This is a genomic window from Stenotrophomonas hibiscicola ATCC 19867, assembly GCF_000382065.1.
GTDB classification, from domain to species: Bacteria; Pseudomonadota; Gammaproteobacteria; order Xanthomonadales; family Xanthomonadaceae; genus Stenotrophomonas; species Stenotrophomonas hibiscicola.
In genome coordinates this window covers 635,518-653,916 of sequence record NZ_KB907499.1, presented here as the reverse complement: position 1 = coordinate 653,916, position 18,399 = coordinate 635,518, and the positions used below count along the sequence as shown (strand labels likewise).

The window sequence follows — 18,399 nt, the reverse complement described above, 5'->3', positions numbered from 1 at the left end:
TCCACCCACGAGGGGCTGCGCCGTTCGCGGGAACTTACTTCGCCGGCGACATCCACATGTCGATGACCGCGCTGAACACTTCCGTCCCCGCGCGGTCGCGCACGCTGACCGTCACCGGCAGCGCATAGCCCTCGGCCGCGACGACAATCGGCTGTGCCGGCAGCGCCACCGCCTGCAGCGTGCCTCGTGCCTTGGCCAGGTACTGCACCTGCATCCCCTTCGGGATCCAGCGCATGCCCTTCGGCAGCGATGCATCGACCATCAACCCGGCGGTCAGTTCGGCCAGGTTGCACATCGCGATCGCATGCACCGTGCCGATGTGGTTGCGTACCCTGCGGCGGTCGGCCAGCGTCCCTTCGCAGCGGCCGTGTTCCAGGCGGGTGATGCACGGCGCGATGCTGGCGAAGTAGGGCGCCTTGAAACACACCGCGCGCGAGAAAAGCCAGTTGCCAGCAGGCCAGCGCTGCAGGCGGTTATAGAGCGAGAGCAGGGGCGTGGACATGGTGGAATCCCGTTCGGCGGATAAAGCGACGGCGGGCCAGGCCCGCCGTCGAAGGCAACGCGTGTCGCGGGCGATCAGGCCGCCTGCGAATGCGGATCCTTGTGCTGGCGGTCGTAGTAGCTGGCCGCGCGCAGTTCGTGGGTGTCGAAGTCGTCCACGGTGATGGTGTCCAGGGTGAGCGTGCGCAGCTCTTCCAGCAGGCTGCGCTCGTCCTGGGTGATCACGCCCTCGGCCACGGCTTCGTCCAGCTGCGCCTTGAAGTCCAGCGCCTCGATGCCCTTGCTCTTCAGCGCCTTGAGGAACTTGCGCTCCACCGGCTCGGCCATGATCGCCTTGCTCAGGTAACTGTTGATGCGGCCACCCGGGTTGTTCTCGCACGGGGTCAGGAACACGCCATTGGCGAGACGGTCGCGGGCTTCGTTCGGCGCCATCAGCAGGGCGGCGACACGGCGGCTCAGGCGATCGCCCGGCGCCTCGGCACGACGGCCCAGCGGGAAGATCAGTGCCCACATCAGCCAGCCGATCGGACGGATCGGGAAGTTGCGCAGTGCGGCCGACAGCGATTCTTCGATCTTGTGCACGCTGTCATGGAAGGCCCAGGCCAGCAGCGGCTGGTCGGCCTGCGGTGCGCCTTCGTCGTGGTAGCGCTTGAGCATTGCGCTGGTCATGTAGACGTGGCTCAGCACGTCGCCCAGGCGGCCGGACAGCGATTCCTTGAACTTCAGCTTGCCGCCGAGGGTCATCATCGAGATGTCGGCCATCAGGGCCAGGTTGGCCGAGTAACGGTCCAGCTTGCGGAAGTAGCGGCGGGTGTAGGCGTCACCCGGGGCGGCGCCGAAGCGCGCGCCGGTCAGGCCGAACCAGAACGAACGCACGGCGTTGGAGATGCCGTAGCGGATGTGGCCGAACAGGCTGCGGTCGAACTCCTGCAGGCCGGCACGGGTGTCCGGATCCTGCGCCGCCTTCATCTCCTTCAGCACCCATGGGTGGCAGAGGATCGCACCCTGGCCGAAGATCAGCAGGCTGCGGGTCATGATGTTGGCGCCTTCCACGGTGATCGCGATCGGCGCGGCCTGCCAGCTGCGGCCGGCGAAGTTGCGCGGCCCCAGGATGATGCCCTTGCCGCCGATCACGTCCATCATGTCCGAGATCACTTCGCGGCTCATGGTGGTGCAGTGATACTTGGCGATGGCCGACGGCACCGACGGCACGTCACCGCGGTCGACCGCCGCGGCGGTGGCCTGCGACAGTGCGCTGATCTTGTAGGCCTTGCCACCGATGCGGGCCAGAGCCTCCTCGACGCCCTCGAAGCGGCCGACCGACAGGCCGAACTGCTTGCGGATGCGTGCATAGGCGCCGGTGACGGCCGCACCGGCCTTGGCACCACCGCTGGCGGTGGACGGCAGGGTGATCGAGCGGCCTACGGCCAGGCACTCGTTGAGCATGTTCCAGCCCTTGCCGGCCATGGCCGCGCCACCGATCAGCTGGGTCAGCGGGATGAACACATCCTTGCCCCGGATCGGACCGTTCTGGAAGGTCGAGTTCAGCGGGAAGTGGCGACGACCGATCTCCACGCCGGCTGTGTCGCGCGGCAGCAGGCCCAGGGTGATGCCGATATCGCGGGTATCGCCGATCAGGCCATCGGGATCGTACATGCGGAAGGCCAGGCCGATCAGCGAGGCGACCGGTGCCAGGGTGATGTAGCGCTTGTCGAAGGTCAGCTTGACGCCGAGCACCTGCTCGCCGTTCCACTCGCCCTTGCAGACGATGCCGTAATCGGGAATCGAGGTGGCGTCGGAACCGGCGAACGGACCGGTCAGGCCGAAGCAGGGCACTTCACGGCCATCGGCCAAGCGCGGCAGGTACTGGTCCTTCTGTTCCTGGGTGCCGTAATGCACCAGCAGTTCACCCGGGCCCAGCGAGTTGGGTACGCCGACGGTGGAGCTGACCACCGAGGACACCGAGGCCAGCTTCTGGATCACCTTGTGGTGGGCCAGCGCGGAGAAGCCCAGGCCGCCATATTCCTTCGGGATGATCATGCCGAAGAACTTGTTCTTCTTGATGAAGGCCCACAGCTCCGGCGGCAGGTCGGCATGGACGTGGGTGATTTCCCAGTCGTTGACCATCGCGCACAACTCTTCGACGGGGCCATCAAGGAAGGCCTGTTCTTCGGCAGTCAGCTGCGGCTTGGGGTAGTTGAGCAGGATGTTCCAGTCCGGATCACCGGTGAACAGTTCGCCCTCGAATCCGACCGAACCGGTTTCCAGCGCGATGCGCTCGGTCTGCGACAGCGGCGGCAGCACCTTGCGGAACACCTTCATCATCGGGCCGGTCAGCAGCGGCTTGCGGATGAACGGCAGCAGCAGCGGCACGGCGATGACGGCCAACACGGCGGCCGCCACGATCGTAGCGGTCTGGTTGACGTAGGGGATGAACCAGCAGGCGACCAGCAGGGCCACGCTGATCAGCGTCCAGGTAACCAGCCGCATGCGGTGGTAGGCGACGAACGCGCCTGCCAGCAGCAGGGCGAGGAAGGGAAGAACGATGCTCATGAGCGTGCTCCGGTGACGTGCTCGTTTGTGGCGGACGAAGCCGCAGCATCCGCTGCGGGCAACACGTCCAGATAGTCCAACACAGTAGCGGTAAAGGCGTCGTTGTCATCGCCTGCGACCATATGCGTGGCCTGCGGCAGCTGTACATGGCGCGCGTGCGGCGCCAACGCCAGGAATTCGGCCACGGTCTGCGGCGTGACCAGATCGCTGCGGCCGCCGCTGACCAGCAGCAGCGGGCACTTCACCTGGCGCGCGGCCTCGGCCAGTGCGTCCTGGTGCTGCTCGCTGTCGCGGGCCAGTTCGGCCACCAGGCGCGGGTCCCAATGCCAGCGCCAGCGGCCGTGTCCGTCTTCGCGTAGCAAGGCACGCAGCGACTGCTCGGATTTGCGCGGGCGGTGAGGCATGTAGGCCGAGATCACATCGGCGGCCTGGGCCAGCGAGGCAAAGCCGTCGGGATGGGCGGTCATGAAGGCGAGGATGCGTTCGACGCCGGCGATATCCCAGCGCGGCGTGATGTCGACCAGTACCATCGCCGAGAACAGGCCGGGCCAGCGCGACTCAGCCAGCAGGCCGAACAGCCCGCCCATCGACGCTGCAACGAGCACCGGCGCACGCGGCTGTTCACCGGCCAGCACGATCAGGTCATCAGCGAACTGTTCGCCGTGATAGGGCAGGTCGGTGGCATTCCAGTCCGAATCGCCATGGCCGCGCGCGTCGTAAGCGAGTGTCTGCAGGCCGGCCGCAGACAGGGCGCGTGCGGTGGCGTTCCAGGCGTGGCGGGTCTGGCCGAAGCCGTGCGCGAACAGCACGCGACCACGACGACCGTGCTCGCTGGTCGTGGCCGCGAGGCGGGCGCCATGGGCGGCCTCCAGGCGCAGGTCATGGAACGCAGCGGGAGTAGGGGACATAACCATACTTGCTAGTATGGATCGCTTGCGGGGGAAGTCAATACTGCATCGTATGGTGCGTTGCGGTAGGTCCAGGGGGGGGGGCTTTGACGGTTTCGCCTGCAACGGCGTACTGCAACGAACCCCGGCGTATGGTTAAATCAGTCCATGAATCAACCTGACGCTTCCGCCGGCGAACCGCGCGCCGGCCGCAACAGCCGCCTGAGTGCCGAAGACTGGGCCCAGGCGGCCCTCGACCTGATTGCTGAACAAGGCGTAGGCGCCGTTGCGGTGGAACCGCTGGCGCGGCGACTCGGCGTGACCAAGGGCAGTTTCTACTGGCATTTCCCTTCGCGCGATGCATTGCTGCAGGCGGCGCTGGAGCGCTGGGAACTGTTCGAACAGGAACAGGTGTTCGGCAGCCTGGAAGACGTACCGGATCCGCGCGTGCGCCTGCGCCAGCTGTTCCAGATGGTGGCGCATGAAGTGCAGCCGCACATCATCTACAGCGAGCTGCTGAAGGCGCTGGACCATCCGATGGTGCGGCCGGTGATCGACCGGGTTTCGCAGCGTCGCCTCGACTATCTGGTTGCCTCGTTCCGCCAGGCAGGGCTCAGCTCGACCGATGCACGCCATCGCGCACGCCTGGCCTACGCCGCCTATGTCGGCTTCCTGCAGTTGTCGTTGCAGCTGCAGCAGCCGAAGCAGGCGCGCGAGGATTTCGAAGCCTACGTGGAGCACCTGATCGAGACGCTTATTCCGAACGGTTGAGCGTTGTTGCCTTGTTGAGTGCAGAAGGCCGCGGCAATTGCCGCGGCCTTTTTCGTTGGGTGCTGCCGCAGCCTGGAATGCACAAAAAACAACGGCCCCTTGCGGGGCCGTTGCTGCATCAGCCGATCAGTGGATCGATCAGAACTTCTGCTTGTACTGCATGTACATGTAGCGGCCCGGCAGGTCGTACTGCGGGTCGAACATGTTGTACGAGGTCGAGTACGAGACCGGCGGATCCTTGTCCCACACGTTGTTCAGGCCGACCATGATGGTGCCCTTCCACGGCGTGTTGTAACGGAACTGGATGTCGTGGTAGGTGGTCGCGCCCATGTGGTTCTTGCCGTTCTGGCCATCGGAGCAGTAGCCCACCAGGTCGGCGTCACCCACCGGATCGAACGGGCAGTCTTCGGTCATGCCCGACTTGTAGCGCAAGCCGTAGTTGACGCCGAAATCGCCGTACGACCAGTCGACGTACAGGTTGGAGCGGATACGCCAGTACGGATCCTGGTCGAGGTAACGGCCGGCGCGGCCATCCAGCGGTGCATCTTCGGTCGACTTCGTATCCCACTTGGACAGGTAGGTGCCGTCCAGGCTGATGGTGAACTGACCGATCGAGGTTTCCGGCAGCTTGTACAGGATGCCCAGATCCCAGCCTTCCACCTTGTACGACGACAGGTTCTGCAGCGGCATGTCGACGTTTGTGATGGTGTAGCGCTGGGTGGCAGTGCCGTAGGTCGGATCACGGGTGATCAGGCCACAGTAGGCTGCCTGTTCCTGCGGGGAACCACCGTAGCAGCGATCCATGATGTCCTGGATGGCCGGGCGGGTGATGGCGTCCTCGATCTTGATCTGCCACCAGTCCAGGGTCACGTTCAGGCCCTGCACGAAGCTCGGGCTCCACACCAGGCCCAGCGTCTTGCTGGTCGAGGTTTCCGGCTTCAGATCCGGATTCGACTTCCAGGTGAATGCTTCCGGCGTCTGCTTGTTCGCACCGCTGCCGGCACCGGGCTGCTGGAAGTTCGCCGGGACGCCTTCGGCGGCGCATTGGGCGGCAACCGCACCAGTGCGACGACCGCTGGATGCGGAGCAGGGATCGGCGTAGGTTTCGAACGAATCGGTGTTGCCGCGATACAGATTGTTGATGCTCGGAGCGCGGAAGCCTTCGGAGTAGTTGCCGCGGACCATCAGGTCGTCGATCGGCTTCCAGCGGAAACCGAACTTGTTGTTGGTGGTGTTGCCGAAGTTGCTGTAGTCAGAGAAACGCGAGGCGACACTGAGGTCGAGCAGCTTGGCGCCCGGCAGATCGGCCAGCACAGGAATCGAGAGTTCCAGGAAGAACTCGTCCAGGTCGTAAGCGCCCTTGGTGGGAGCTGCACCGTTGCCGGTGCTGAGGCCTGCAGCGATGAAGGCATCTGGATCGAACTGGCCGCTTTCCTTACGACCCTCATAACCGGCTGCAAAGCCAAGCGCACCCGCCGGGAGCTGCACGATTTCACCGGAGATGTTGGCGTAATAGCTCTTGGACACCAGGCTGGCAGAGTCATGCGCCGTGAACGAAGCGTAGTCCAGCGCAGCCTGCGAGATGGAACCCAGGCCGCCAAGCGGGTTGATCGGTACGCAGCCGGTGATGACCGCACCGGCAGAGGTCAGGCAGACCGGCTGACCGTCGCGGATCGCTGACGGACCGTAGGCTTCCGCCAGGCGCTGGCGGTTGAACAGACCATAGGTCAGGTCGTTCTGGTCGGTCTTGTCGTAACGGTAGCCGACATCCCAGTCGAAGTTCCTGTCAGCGATCTCGAAGAAGCCTTCGAAGCCGCCGTAGAAGTGCCAGTTCTTGACGTTCTGATTGAACGAGCGGCCGCCGGTTTCATTGAAACGACGCGACACGCTGGTCAGATCCACACCGTAGGGGTTGTAGATGCTCGATGCGCTCAGGCGCTGGCCAGTCACGGGCATGGCCGCCAACAGCTGCTCGGACTTGCGCTCGTTGTACATCGCCTCGGTGCGGAAGGTGATGTTGTCGGTAACGTTGTACGAACCGACCGCGAACAGCGAGGTGCGCTCGTTGGGGGTCAGCAGGTAGTTGTCCGGAGAAGTGTTGTAGCCGTGGACATTGGCGTTGAAGGGGGTCTCAACACCATTGATGATGACGTAGCGCTGGTCATTGCGGATGTACGAGCCCGGCAGGCCGGTGCTGCTCTGGCCGCCAAAGAACGGCGGACCACCGGCGGAGATCTTGCGATCACCAGCCATCACTTCCTTTTCATTCACGTAGGACGCACCGAGCACGAGTGACGCGCGATCGGTGGTGGTACCGATGGTGAAATCGGCGGCTTCGCGTTCGCCGTCGCCCTGGCTGTACTGTCCCTTGTAGAAGTTCGCTTCCGCGCCGTCGAAGTTCTGCTTGGTGATGATGTTCACCACGCCGGCGATGGCGTCCGAACCATAGATGGTCGATGCGCCGTCCTTGAGGACGTCGATGCGCTCGATCATCGCGGTCGGGATGGTGTTCAGGTCGACGCTGCCATCCAGGCCGGTGGTCCAGCGACGGCCGTTGACCAATACCAGGGTGCGCTCGGAACCGAGGTTACGCAGGCTGATGCCGGCCGAGCCATCACCGCCGTTGTTGAACGTACGGTTCAGCGCGGCGCCGTTGGCGGCGACGCGCTGCAGGATGTCGGCGACCGAGGTCACGCCCTGCTTTTCGATGTCGGCGCGGGTCAGGCTCAGGACCGGCTGCGAGGTTTCGATGTCGGTGCTCTTGATGCGCGAACCGGTGACCGAGATGCGGTCAAGGTTGGTCGCTTCCTGAGCCTGGGCGGTGGCTGTGGACGCCACACCGGCAACGAGCGCGACCAGAACGGCGTCGCGCAGCTTGTTGGACTGGAAATTCATTGGCTCTCTCTCTCCAAGAAATCTTGGCTGGGTTAATGCCCGGCGGGGGAGCGAAAAGCGCTCCCAAATCGCGAGGGCTGAACCGATAGTAGCGGGCGTTGGCCAAGAATTAAAGCTGCGTTAATCAAGCCTGTGATTTTGGTAAAAATGAAATTTCACACTGGAAATCAAAGGGTTGAAGTCCACGTGCGCTGACGATGTCTCGTTTGTTAGCGCAAAGTGACGAAAAAAGTTCTCGTTGATGTGTATCACAGTGTGTCGGCATGCGTTGCGCGGTATCCAGTACGCCGAAAAGCGCGCTGCGTGTATCACGAGCGCGCACATGCAACGGGCGCCTTTCGGCGCCCGGAAGAAGTCATTGCAGTGAAGACCCACGTGGGCCGGGTCAGAGATCCTGTTCGTAACGCACGTACGGCACGGTGCCATCGTCATTGCTTTCATTGCGCGGGGAGAACGGATTCTTGCCCCGGCTGATCACGTTCTCGGCGCCAACGGTCAGCTGGCCGGACCACGGGGTGCGCCAGGTCAGGCCGATGCCCAGGCCTTCCCACTTGCCAGGCTTGCCCGGCACGTCGATCACGCGGCCGATGATGCTGCCGGTGAAATTGCCGTACCCGGCGCCAATGCTCAGGCTTTTGCTGTCCCAGCGGTCGGCGATGGACGGCGCTGCGTCGGCCAACGGTACCAGCCGCGCCTTGGCGTAGGTACCGGCAATCGAGACAAAACCCTCGCGGCCGATGTTCTTCTGCGCGAACACGGTCAGATCGTTCTGCTCGGCGCGCAGCGAGGGTGTCTTGTTCGGGCCGGACAGCCACGCCGGCAAGGTTTCACGGCCCGTGCCCGCGGTGATGCCGAGGCGGCCGCTGCCGCGGTTCAGCGCGGCAGTCCCGGTGAAGCGGCGGCTGTTGAGGTCGTCATCGTCACCCAGGCTGGCCAGCATGCAGTGACTGGCCAGGCCGCTCATGCTGGTCCCGCTGCTGCTGTTGCAGAGCAGGCCCAGCGAATCGCCGGAGGACAGGCCGAAGGCCGCATCCAGCGAGTTGCGGCCGAAGTGCCAGCGGGCGCCGGCAGCCTGTTCACCGGTGGGCTCCAGGTACAGCAATGCCTCGACCTTGCCGCTGCCCTTGTTCCATACCGGCAGCACGGTCCGGGTGTCCTTGCTCTGCGCGTGCGCGCCCGTGATCGCGCCAAGGGCGATCAGCAGGGCCAGCGGTAGACGCAGGAAGGTACGCATCGGACCAGTTCAGACAAGGACGGACAACGGAAGTTCCCGTAGAGACGGGAACTTGATCGTAGGGTGTTTATGAATTCTTAACAAGCCTTGATCCCCCCAGATGCAAGACAAGCTGCTCACTGAAGCCGTTCGGGCGCCGGTACAGTCCCCTCGGCACCGTGGAACAGTATGCCGAACTCCGTCAAAGGAAAGTGATACTCCCGCCCGCAGAATTCGCAACGGACCTCGACGGCGCCGGTGTCCGCGGCCGCGGCACGTGCCTCGTCCTCGCCCAGCGACTGCAGCATCGATGCGACCCGCTCGCGGGAACAGGAGCAGGCGAAGGACAGCGGCTTGTCGCCCATCAGTTCCGGCTTCTCCTCGTGGAACAGGTGGTGCAGCAGCTGCTCGGCCGGGGTGGCCAGCAGTTCGGCCTTGCCCAGGGTCTCGAACAGGGCGCTGGCACGCGCCCAGCCGTCCTCGTCACCCTCATCGCCTGGCAGCTTCTGCAGCAGCAGGCCGGCGGCGCCATTGCGGTCGGCGGCCAGCAGCAGGCGCGTCGGCAGCTGCTCGGACTGGCGGAAGTAGTCCTCGAAGGCCTCGTCCAGCTCCGGTGCGGTCAGTGCGACCAGGCTCTGGTAGCGCTGCGGCTCGCGCGGGTCCAGGCCCGGGTTTTCGATGGTGATCGCGAGAAGGGCGTCATCGCCCAGGCTGGACAGGTCGCGCGGCGCATCGGCCCCCTCGCTGAGCTGGGCGATGCCGCGCAGGGTACCGGCGGCGGTGCATTCGGCGAACAGGGTGCGCAGGGCGGTGCTGCTACGCAGCTGGATCGACAGGCGCCCATCGATCTTGGTATGGCCAGTGAACAGCGCCGAGGCAACACAGGCCTCGCCGAGCAGTTCGGCAGCGGTGTCCGGGTACGCGGCGTGGGACAGGATTTCCTGCCAGGTGGCCTGCAGGCGCACGTGGACGCCACGGACGCCAGCGTCGGGCAGCAGGAAGCGGATCAGGGAATCGGGGTTGGCGGTCATCGGCTCACATCGCGCGTAAACGGGGGCGGTTGCCGGATAATGCGCCGACAACCAGATAGAAGAAGGATGCACCAGTAATGGGGGCAGGGGGAGAGCAGCACAAGGTGGAAGCCGTAGCAGAAGGCCCACGCCGCAGGCGCTGGCACTGGAAACGGCTGCTGTGGCTGCCGGTGTTGCTGGCGGCCTTCAGCTGCCTGCAGGTGCTGGTGCTGCGGTTCATCGACCCGCCGGTATCCACGGTCATGCTGTGGCGCTATGGCGAGGCGCTGGGCGAGGCCGATTGGTCCTATCGCCTGCATTACCAGTGGCGCGACCTGGACCAGATGGCGCCGAGCCTGCCGATCTCGCTGGTGGCGGCCGAAGACCAGCGCTTCCCCGTCCACAATGGCTTCGACCTGCAGGCCATCGAGAAGGCCCGCGACCACAATGCCAAGGGCGGGCGCCTGCGGGGGGCCAGCACGATCAGCCAGCAGGTAGCCAAGAACCTGTTCCTCTGGCAGGGCCGCAGCTGGATCCGCAAGGGGCTGGAGGTCTGGTACACCGTGCTGATCGAAGCGCTGTGGCCAAAGGAGCGCATCCTGGAGATGTACGCCAACATCGCCGAGTTCGGTGATGGCGTGTACGGAGCTCAGGCGGCGGCGCAGAAGTTCTGGGGCAAGGACGCGGCCAGGTTGAGCCCGGCCGATAGCGCGCGGCTGGCGGCGGTGTTGCCGGCGCCGCGGCGCTACAACGCGGCAAAGCCAGGGCCGTACGTGCAGCGGCGTGCGGCCTGGATCCAGCGCCAGGCACGGCAGCTGGGTGGGGCCGCGTACCTTTCGGAAGAGTGAGCGCGCGCTGCCTGATCTGCGGGCGGCGGCAACGTACAATCCGGGCATGACCCGCGAACGGCTTACTTTCGTCATCGCCGCCTACAACGAGGCCCTGGCATTGCCGTTGCTGCATCCGCGGTTGTGCGCGGTGCTCGACGGCATGCCCGAACTCGACGGCCACATCCTCTATGTGGACGACGGCAGCCACGACGACACCTGGGAGGTGATCGCCGGGCTGGCCCAGTCCGATGCGCGGGTTTCCGCACTGAAGCTGTCGCGCAATTTCGGCAAGGAAGCGGCGCTGACCGCCGGGCTGGACCTGGTGCGCGAAGGCGCGGCGATGATCCTCGACGCCGACGGCCAGGATCCGCCGGAACTGGTGCCGCAGTTCGTCGCGCGCTGGCGTGAGGGCCATGACAACGTGTATGGCACGCGCATGGCCCGCGACGGCGAGGCCTGGATCAAGCGCGCCACGGCGGCGATGTTCTACCGGGTGATCGGTCGTCTGTCACGCACGCCGATCCCGGCCGATACCGGTGATTTCCGCCTGCTGTCGCCGCGTGCGCTGAGCGCGCTGCGCGAGATGCGTGAGCGCCACCGCTTCATGAAGGGGCTCTTCAGTTGGGTGGGTTTCAAGCGGATCGCGGTCCCCTATCACCGCCATGCGCGCGTGGCCGGCACCAGCAAGTTCAGCCTGTGGCGGCTGTGGAACTTCGCGCTGGAGGGCATTACCGGCTTCTCCACCGTGCCGTTGCGGGCGGCGACCTACCTGGGGCTGGCAACGGCGGCGGTGGCCTTCGTATTCGGTGTGTGGGTGATCATCAAGGCGGCGCTGTATGGCGACCGGGTGGCGGGCTGGCCGACGATGATGGCGGTGATCCTTTTCCTGGGCGGGGTGCAGCTGATCGCGCTGGGCCTGATCGGTGAGTACCTGGGGCGGCTGTACGAAGAGTCCAAGCAGCGGCCGTTGTACCTGGTTGACACGTGGCTAGCATCCGCCGTGGCAGACTCTGCCCTGCAACCCACCCTTGGAGGGCAGGCAGATGACCACGGTACGGCAACTGTTGGACGGCAAGTCTCCTGAAGTGCATGCGGTCGCGCCGGAGGCGGCGGTGATCGATGCGATCCGGCTGATGGCGGAAAAGGGTATTGGTGCGGTGCTGGTGATGGAGGGGCCGCGGCTGGTCGGCATTCTTTCCGAGCGCGATTACGCGCGCAAGATCGTGCTGCGTGATCGTTCCTCACGAGATACGGCGGTGGCCGAGATCATGACCGCACAGGTGGTGACGGTCTCGCCGGGCGAGCAGGTGGAGCATTGCCTGCAGCTGGTGACCGACTACCGCATCCGCCACCTGCCGGTGGTGGAAGGCGCGCAGGTGCTGGGGGTGATCTCGATCGGCGACCTGGTGAAGTCGGTGATCGATGCGCAGCGGCGCGAGCTGGACCAGCTGCAGCAGTACATCGTCGCCGGGTGAGGTGTTCGCTGGCGGGCCTGCGGCCCGCCGGCCCGCTTTTCGAAGCTCAAAGCCAAAGCCAAAGCCAAAGCAGCGCCTTCCCGATACGTTGGGAGGCGGAGGGTGTGGCTGGGCAGGACACGCCGTAAACCCATCCATGGGGGCTCGGTGGCGCCATCCATGGCGCCAACGGTCCTGCCCAGCTGCACCCTCCGCCTCTGGATACATTTCTGCGAGCGCGGTGTTTACATGCGCGGTGCCTCGCCTTTGGTAGCTGCCAACCTTGGTTGGCAGCAGCTTTTGACTTTGCTTTTTCATTGACTTTGAATTTCCGCTCTCGTTCCGCGCGTGCAGGAAACTGTCGGGAGCCGGAGCAAGGCGGCAGGCAGGACCGTGAGGCGCATGGATGCGCCGAGCGAGCCTACAGGGACGTATTTACGGCGTGTCCTGCCTGTCGCCTTGCTCTGGCTCTACGCGCGGGAAAAAGAGGCGCCGCGAACAACGCTGTAAACCTACTTCGCATACTGCCCGCCGCAGTCGGCGTCCTTCCCCGGCCCCAGTTCGATCGTCGCCAGCAGCGCCGCGGGCGGGGCAATGCTGCCCAGCGCCAATGCCACCGCGCCTCGAATGCCCAGTGCCTTGAAATCCGGCCGGAACGACGGATCCTTGAAGGTGCCGCTGATATGCAACGGCGAGCGCAGCACCAGGATGCTCTTGTCCTTCGGGCGCGGCTTCAGCAGCAGGTCCAGGGTCTCGTCGCGCAGGCTCACCGTGCCTTCGCCGATGAGGATCGTGTCGGTGGTGTCCACCGCCATCGCCTGGCTGGTCATCAGGCCGTCGCGCACGCCGAAGTCGGCGAAGGCGCAGCGCAGGGGGATCTGCTTGTCGCCGGTCACCAGGAATTTCAGCGATTCGGTGATGTCCAGCCCCGCCAGTTCCATTACCAGGTTGCCGACATGGCCGCGGCCCATCGCCAGGCCGACCTTGCCACTGCTGCTGCCGAGCATTGCGGCGACCGAGTTGCCGTGGCCGCTCAGGTCCACCTCGCCGCCGATGCCACCCTTGGCCTGTTCAGCCAGCTTGGCGTCAGGGAACAACTGGCCCAGCTGCACGCCGCGCACGCTGGCCTTCAGCGCGGTGCTGATCTGCGGACGGCGCGCGTCCATGCGGATCGTGCTGCGGATGTCGCCGCCGGCGACGCCGAAGTTCAGCGGGTCCAACCGCAGCACGCCGTCATCCAGCAACAGGTGCGCATCCATGTCGTCCAGCGGCAACGAAGGGGCGTTGATGCGGTGGGCCTTCCAGCGCACGTCGGCATCCATGGCGCGCAGCTTGCCCAGGTTGTAGGGCGTGTCGGGCAGCACCCGTGCACGGGCGGCAATCCGTGCGGCCTCGGCCTTCTGCTCTGCGTTGGCCGTTTCGCCGCCGCCGGTTTTTGGCGGGGCGCCGACGAAGCCGGCAAGGTCATCAAAGTCCAGGCGCCTGGATTGCAGCGTGGCGGTCAGCCGTGGACGATCGCGTCCCACCTCGAACTGCAGGTTGCCCCCCAGGTCGCTGTCGCCGACCTTGCCAGTGAAGCTGTCGTAACGCCAGACGTCGTGGTCGCGTTTGAGGCGTCCGTTCAACGCATAGGGCGGTGAGGGCGGGATGGCGATGCCGAGCAGAGGATAGAGATCGGCCAGGTCCTGGCCGCTGAGCGCGAACTGCAGGTCGAACACGCGCAGCTGGAAGGGGTTGGTCAGCGTGCCACTGGCGACTGCGTGAGTGGCGCCGGCCCGGCCATCGAGATGGATGCGGAACGGGTGGTCGCTGTCGGTCAGTTCCAGGGGGGATTCAGTGCCGCCGCGCAGCGTGAACGGATTGCCCTGCCAGCGGCCTTTACCCTGCACCAGCAGCGGTGGCGCAGTGTCGGCCTGCTTCGGTTGGCCGCTGCGCACGTCCACGAGGATGTCGGTGCGGCCCAGCGTGTCGAGGAACTGCAGGCGACCGTCGTCGATGCGCAGCCGCTTGAGTTGGGGGCTTGCCCCGCCGGTGCTGCCGCCGAGGAAATCCCAGTTGCCCGGGTCTCCCTTGCGCGGTGCGGTTTCCAGCAGCACATCCGGCCGGGTCAGGCGTACTTCGGGCAGCTGCACGCTGCCGCGCAGCAGGGGCCACACCCGCACATCGATCTCGACGCGGTCCGCCGTGGCCATGGCGGGCTGTTTTGCCCAGCTGGCATTGGCGAAGGTGATCGCATCGGCGCGGATCGTGCTGGTGCGGCCGAGGTCGACATCCAGGTTCCCGATGTGCAGTGCGCGGCCGGTGCGTGCCTGCACCGCACGCTCCACGGGCCCCTTGAACCAGTTCCAGTCCCACAACGCGAACAGCACCAGTATTGCCGCCAGCATGAAGACCAGGATCGTCAGCCAGCGCCGGCCACGTGGGCCGGGACGGCGGAGGCGCCAGCGGTGCGTGCGCTTTGCAGCAGGGGAGGCGGCAGCATTCACGCTGCCATGGTTGCCCCCTCTTCGTGGACAGGGCGCGAAGCGTCCATGTGCATGGCGTGCACGCGCTGCGTTCGAGCGGTCGTTTACAACACCTGCATGGTGACCGCGACAAAGTGGCAGACACTGCCGCCGATCACGAACAGGTGCCAGATCGCATGCGAGTACGGGATCGATTCACGGTGGTAGAAATAGGTGCCCAGCGTGTACGACAGGCCGCCGGCAAACAGCCAGGCGAGGGTGCCACCGTCGATCGAGGCCCACATCGGCTTGATCGCCACGATCACCAGCCAGCCCATGGCGATGTAGATCACCGTGGAGAGCACCTTGAAGCGGCCGGTGTAGAACAGCTTGAACACCACACCCGCCAGCGCCAGCGCCCAGATCGCAGTGAACAGGCCCCAGCCCCACGGACCGCGCAGGCCGATCAGGGTGAACGGGGTATAGGTGCCCGCGATCAGCACGTAGATCGCGCAGTGGTCGAACACCTTCAGCCGACCCTTGGCGACCGGATGCTGGATGGCGTGATACAGGGTGGAGGCGGTGTACAGAAGCAGCAGCGCGATACCGAATACGATCGCGCTGGCCAGCTGCCAGCCGTCGCCGTAGATCGCAGCCAGGGTGATCAACACCGCACTGGCGGCCAGGGCGAATACCGCGCCCAGGCCATGGGTCAGGGCGCTGGCGATTTCTTCACGGATCGAAGCAATGGACGTCGTGGACATGGGCATGGGCGTTGTTCGCGGGGAGGGGGACCCGCGTCCCCCTATCATCGCCGCGATGGCCGCCGTGTGCACGCCCATCACCGTATGGCGGGTGAATCCCAGCGTCGCGCCGACGAACCCATGATCGGTAGATCCACACCACGCGTGAACCGCCCGCGATGGCTGGGTTGGAGCCCTTTCCTTTCGGAAAGGGATCCAACCCGCTGGCATCAGCCCACCGAAACGGTATGCGCCGCTTCGCGGGTGGCCGAGAAGCGCACGTCCGGCGAGCGTTCCTGCGCCAGCTGCAGGTTGACCCGGGTCGGCGCCAGGTAGACCAGGTGCCCGGCCGCATCCAGGGCCAGGTTCAGCGCGTTCTTCTCGCGGAATTCTTCCAGCTTCTTCTCGTTGCTGCAGTGGACCCAGCGCGCGGTGGTCACACTGACCGGCTCGAAGGTGGCTTCCACGCCGTACTCGTCCTTCAGGCGGTAGGCGGCCACGTCGAACTGCAGCACACCCACCGCACCCAGGATCAGGTCGTTGCTGGTGAGGGGGCGGAAGAACTGGGTTGCGCCTTCCTCGGACAGCTGGGCCAGGCCCTTCTGCAGCTGCTTGAGCTTGAGCGGATCGCGCAGGCGTGCGCGACGGAACAGTTCCGGGGCGAAGTTGGGAATGCCGGTGAAGGTGACCGCTTCGCCTTCGGTGAAGGTATCGCCGATGGAGATGGTGCCGTGGTTGTGGATGCCGATCACATCGCCCGGCCACGCCTCGGCCGCGATCTCGCGATCGCTGGCCATGAAGGTCAACGCGTTGGCCAGCTTCATTTCCTTGCCGGTGCGCACGTGGAAGGTCTTCATGCCGGCGCTGAAACGGCCCGAGCAGACCCGCATGAAGGCCACGCGGTCACGGTGCTGCGGGTCCATGTTGGCCTGGATCTTGAACACAAAGCCGGTCAGCTTGTTCTCTTCCGGTGCGATCTGGCGGCCGGTGGTGGAGCGCGCCTGCGGCGATGGCGCGTGCTCGACGAAGAAGTCCAGCAGTGGCTGCACGCCGAAGTTGTTCACGCCCGAGCCGAAGAACACCGGGGTCTGCTTGCCGGCGCGGTAGGCGTCCAGGTCGAACGGGTGGCTGGCGCCCTGCACCAGTTCCAGCTCGTCGCGCAGGTCGGCCAGCATCTGTGCACCGATCTTCTCGGCCAGGCCGGGGGCATCGATGGACGGGAAGATGGTGGAATCCTGGCGGGTGAAGTTGCGGCCCGGCTCATACAGGTGCACTTCGCCGGTCAGCAGGTGCACCACGCCCTTCAGGCGCTGGCCCATGCCGATGGGCCAGGTGACCGGGGCGCACTGGATGCCCAGCACGGTTTCCACTTCATCCAGCAGCTCGATCGGGTCCTTGCCCTCGCGGTCGAGCTTGTTGATGAAGGTCATGATCGGGGTGTCGCGCAGTCGGCAGACTTCCATCAGCTTGATGGTGCGCTCTTCCACGCCCTTGGCCACGTCGATCACCATCAGCGCCGAGTCCACCGCAGTCAACACGCGGTAGGTGTCCTCGCCGAAGTCGGCGTGGCCGGGGGTGTCGAGCAGGTTGACGATCTTGCCTTCGTACGGGAACTGCATCACCGAGGAGGTGACCGAGATGCCGCGCTCCTTTTCCAGTGCCATCCAGTCGGAGGTGGCGTGGCGGGCGGCCTTGCGGCCCTTGACCGAACCGGCCATCTGGATCGCGCCTCCGAACAGCAGCAGCTTTTCGGTCAGCGTGGTCTTGCCGGCGTCAGGGTGGGAAATGATGGCGAAGGTGCGGCGACGCGACGCTTCGTTGGCGACTTCGGACATGGCAGTGGCGCCCGCCCGGGGCGCTTTTCAAAGAGATAAGCGCCCGATTATACCGGCCGGGGCCGGTCAGCGCCCGGTACCGCCGTCTGCTTCGCCCTGGCGGGCGAACTGCAGCTGTCCCTGCCCGGCGAAGATGCGCACCGGCACCGAGCGCAGGCCCATGCCGCGGTTGACCTGCACCACGAAGTGCAGGTGCGGCGCAGTGCTGTAGCCGCTGTTGCCGGACAGGCCGATCGGTTGCCCGGCTCCCACCGCCTGGCCGCGGCGCACGCGCATGCCGCCGTCCTGGAGGTGGCCGTACAGGGCCATGCTGCCGTCGCTGTGCAGCACGCGGATGAAATTGGCACGGGCACCATCGCGCTCGCGGTCCTGGCCATTGCCACGGAAGCCATCCTGGATCTGCATCACCGTGCCCTCGCGCGCGGCCAGCACCAGGGTGCCCTCCGGCAGTGCGAAGTCGACCGCGTCGCGGTTCTCCTCGTCGTCATGGCTGAATCGCCCCTGCGGCGCTTGGTCCACACGCAGGCGGGCCGCATCGAACGGCAGGCGATAGGCGACATCTTCGGCCTGTGCGGCCGGGTTGCCCGGCACCGACTGCAGTCGCAGATCCAGCATGCGGCCATCGATCGGGGCGGGCAGATGGCCGACCACCAGGCTGCTGTCGCCCTGGATGAGCGACTCGAGCGGGAGGCCTTCGACCGGGTGTCCGGGGGCGGCGCGCAGCTGGATCTGCAGCGGCCCTGCCAGCCCGTTGTCGATCCGCGCCTGCCATTGCGTACCGACCGGCTGCAGGCGCAACTGGGCCATGGGGGCGGCGCCCTCGGCACTGCCTGCGCGGGTGGTACGGGCGGAAGGGGGAGCCAGTCCCCAGCCCTGGCGCCAGTCGCCGGCGTGTACGGTCGCGCTCGCCAGCAGAGGCAACAGCAGGCAGGACAGGGGCAGGCGCGGCATCGGGGTTTCCAGCGAGAGGACCGCCGGGACTGTACCCGATCCTGAACGAGGCGACCGGGACGGCTCTCGCAGAGTGACCCTGGAAATATCTATCGCTTTATCCGCATGAAGGGATTGACAGTGCCGGAAAGGGCTGGCATCGTGACTCCACCATCGAGACCGGCAGAGGGACAGGCCCTTTGAAGCCGGGGCAGCCCGCAGGCGCGCAAGCGTCTGCGTAGGTGCCAAATCCTGCGGGGACCGTGGCGTCCACCGAAAGATGGTTCGAACCATGCACCGCACGTGCATCTCGAACGCGGGCCCCGCGAAGGC

14 protein-coding genes and 1 riboswitch are annotated in these 18,399 nt (G+C 65.7%); of the genes, 4 read left to right on the top strand and 10 right to left on the bottom strand.

What is annotated here, in order from left to right:
• Window positions 1-34 precede the first annotated feature (34 nt).
• The 3 genes from G370_RS0107735 to G370_RS0107725 all read right to left on the bottom strand — a co-directional run bounded on the left by G370_RS0107735 (window position 35) and on the right by G370_RS0107725 (window position 3,968).
• Window positions 35-502, bottom strand: coding sequence for a hotdog fold domain-containing protein (locus G370_RS0107735; RefSeq protein WP_019660078.1), 468 nt, complete (start codon window positions 500-502; stop codon window positions 35-37).
• Between the two features lie 74 nt (window positions 503-576).
• On the bottom strand, window positions 577-3,054 hold the full coding sequence (locus tag G370_RS0107730) for an acyl-CoA dehydrogenase (protein WP_019660077.1): 2,478 nt from the start codon (window positions 3,052-3,054) through the stop codon (window positions 577-579).
• Window positions 3,051-3,968: an alpha/beta fold hydrolase gene (locus tag G370_RS0107725; RefSeq protein ID WP_019660076.1), complete on the bottom strand. Its 918-nt coding sequence runs from the start codon at window positions 3,966-3,968 to the stop codon at window positions 3,051-3,053. The genes G370_RS0107730 and G370_RS0107725 overlap by 4 nt, the downstream gene beginning before the upstream one ends.
• A gap of 141 nt (window positions 3,969-4,109) precedes the next feature.
• Between G370_RS0107725 and G370_RS0107720 the strand changes: the two genes are divergently transcribed.
• Window positions 4,110-4,712, top strand: a complete 603-nt coding sequence (locus G370_RS0107720) for a TetR/AcrR family transcriptional regulator (protein WP_005418411.1) — start codon at window positions 4,110-4,112, stop codon at window positions 4,710-4,712.
• 138 nt (window positions 4,713-4,850) lie between these two features.
• Here the strand turns inward: G370_RS0107720 and G370_RS0107715 are convergent, their stop codons facing one another.
• The 3 genes from G370_RS0107715 to hslO all read right to left on the bottom strand — a co-directional run bounded on the left by G370_RS0107715 (window position 4,851) and on the right by hslO (window position 9,851).
• Entirely contained in the window at window positions 4,851-7,607 is a 2,757-nt protein-coding gene (locus tag G370_RS0107715; RefSeq protein WP_019660075.1) for a TonB-dependent receptor, read from the bottom strand.
• A gap of 385 nt (window positions 7,608-7,992) precedes the next feature.
• Entirely contained in the window at window positions 7,993-8,841 is an 849-nt protein-coding gene (locus tag G370_RS0107710; RefSeq protein WP_019660074.1) for an XOO1806 family protein, read from the bottom strand.
• Window positions 8,842-8,957: 116 nt separating this feature from the next.
• Window positions 8,958-9,851, bottom strand: a complete 894-nt coding sequence (hslO, locus tag G370_RS0107705) for an Hsp33 family molecular chaperone HslO (protein ID WP_019660073.1) — start codon at window positions 9,849-9,851, stop codon at window positions 8,958-8,960.
• A 77-nt stretch (window positions 9,852-9,928) separates the two neighbouring features.
• Here hslO and mtgA point away from each other — a divergent pair, with 77 nt between their 5' ends.
• From mtgA to G370_RS0107690, 3 genes are read left to right on the top strand one after another with little or no spacing between them, the layout of a single operon-like run.
• The gene (mtgA, locus tag G370_RS0107700; protein ID WP_019660072.1) at window positions 9,929-10,678 is read left to right on the top strand and encodes a monofunctional biosynthetic peptidoglycan transglycosylase; all 750 of its coding nucleotides are present in this window, start codon (window positions 9,929-9,931) and stop codon (window positions 10,676-10,678) included.
• A gap of 46 nt (window positions 10,679-10,724) precedes the next feature.
• On the top strand, window positions 10,725-11,744 hold the full coding sequence (locus G370_RS0107695) for a glycosyltransferase family 2 protein (protein ID WP_019660071.1): 1,020 nt from the start codon (window positions 10,725-10,727) through the stop codon (window positions 11,742-11,744).
• Window positions 11,704-12,135 (top strand): CBS domain-containing protein, encoded by a 432-nt coding sequence (locus G370_RS0107690; RefSeq protein ID WP_019660070.1) that lies wholly within the window; start codon window positions 11,704-11,706, stop codon window positions 12,133-12,135. The genes G370_RS0107695 and G370_RS0107690 overlap by 41 nt, the downstream gene beginning before the upstream one ends.
• 491 nt (window positions 12,136-12,626) lie before the next feature.
• Here the strand turns inward: G370_RS0107690 and G370_RS0107680 are convergent, their stop codons facing one another.
• From G370_RS0107680 to G370_RS0107665, 4 genes are all read right to left on the bottom strand, one after another.
• Complete coding sequence (locus tag G370_RS0107680; protein ID WP_019660069.1) at window positions 12,627-14,600, bottom strand: AsmA family protein; 1,974 nt, start codon at window positions 14,598-14,600, stop codon at window positions 12,627-12,629.
• A gap of 83 nt (window positions 14,601-14,683) precedes the next feature.
• Entirely contained in the window at window positions 14,684-15,322 is a 639-nt protein-coding gene (gene trhA / locus G370_RS0107675; protein ID WP_019660068.1) for a PAQR family membrane homeostasis protein TrhA, read from the bottom strand.
• A gap of 209 nt (window positions 15,323-15,531) precedes the next feature.
• Entirely contained in the window at window positions 15,532-17,136 is a 1,605-nt protein-coding gene (locus G370_RS0107670; protein WP_019660067.1) for a peptide chain release factor 3, read from the bottom strand.
• 66 nt (window positions 17,137-17,202) lie between these two features.
• Window positions 17,203-18,087: a M23 family metallopeptidase gene (locus G370_RS0107665; RefSeq protein WP_019660066.1), complete on the bottom strand. Its 885-nt coding sequence runs from the start codon at window positions 18,085-18,087 to the stop codon at window positions 17,203-17,205.
• A 147-nt stretch (window positions 18,088-18,234) separates the two neighbouring features.
• Window positions 18,235-18,353, top strand: a riboswitch (SAM riboswitch).
• Window positions 18,354-18,399: the final 46 nt, after the last annotated feature.

What these genes read in the sequence shown, in the direction of transcription:
- G370_RS0107735 (WP_019660078.1), bottom strand. Translation starts at nt 502, where the DNA reads ATGTCCACGCCCCTGCTCTCGCTCTATAACCGCCTGCAGCGCTGGCCT.
- G370_RS0107730 (WP_019660077.1), bottom strand. Translation starts at nt 3,054, where the DNA reads ATGAGCATCGTTCTTCCCTTCCTCGCCCTGCTGCTGGCAGGCGCGTTC.
- G370_RS0107725 (WP_019660076.1), bottom strand. Translation starts at nt 3,968, where the DNA reads ATGGTTATGTCCCCTACTCCCGCTGCGTTCCATGACCTGCGCCTGGAG.
- G370_RS0107720 (WP_005418411.1), top strand. Translation starts at nt 4,110, where the DNA reads ATGAATCAACCTGACGCTTCCGCCGGCGAACCGCGCGCCGGCCGCAAC.
- G370_RS0107715 (WP_019660075.1), bottom strand. Translation starts at nt 7,607, where the DNA reads ATGAATTTCCAGTCCAACAAGCTGCGCGACGCCGTTCTGGTCGCGCTC.
- G370_RS0107710 (WP_019660074.1), bottom strand. Translation starts at nt 8,841, where the DNA reads ATGCGTACCTTCCTGCGTCTACCGCTGGCCCTGCTGATCGCCCTTGGC.
- hslO (WP_019660073.1), bottom strand. Translation starts at nt 9,851, where the DNA reads ATGACCGCCAACCCCGATTCCCTGATCCGCTTCCTGCTGCCCGACGCT.
- mtgA (WP_019660072.1), top strand. Translation starts at nt 9,929, where the DNA reads ATGGGGGCAGGGGGAGAGCAGCACAAGGTGGAAGCCGTAGCAGAAGGC.
- G370_RS0107695 (WP_019660071.1), top strand. Translation starts at nt 10,725, where the DNA reads ATGACCCGCGAACGGCTTACTTTCGTCATCGCCGCCTACAACGAGGCC.
- G370_RS0107690 (WP_019660070.1), top strand. Translation starts at nt 11,704, where the DNA reads ATGACCACGGTACGGCAACTGTTGGACGGCAAGTCTCCTGAAGTGCAT.
- trhA (WP_019660068.1), bottom strand. Translation starts at nt 15,322, where the DNA reads ATGTCCACGACGTCCATTGCTTCGATCCGTGAAGAAATCGCCAGCGCC.
- G370_RS0107670 (WP_019660067.1), bottom strand. Translation starts at nt 17,136, where the DNA reads ATGTCCGAAGTCGCCAACGAAGCGTCGCGTCGCCGCACCTTCGCCATC.
- G370_RS0107665 (WP_019660066.1), bottom strand. Translation starts at nt 18,087, where the DNA reads ATGCCGCGCCTGCCCCTGTCCTGCCTGCTGTTGCCTCTGCTGGCGAGC.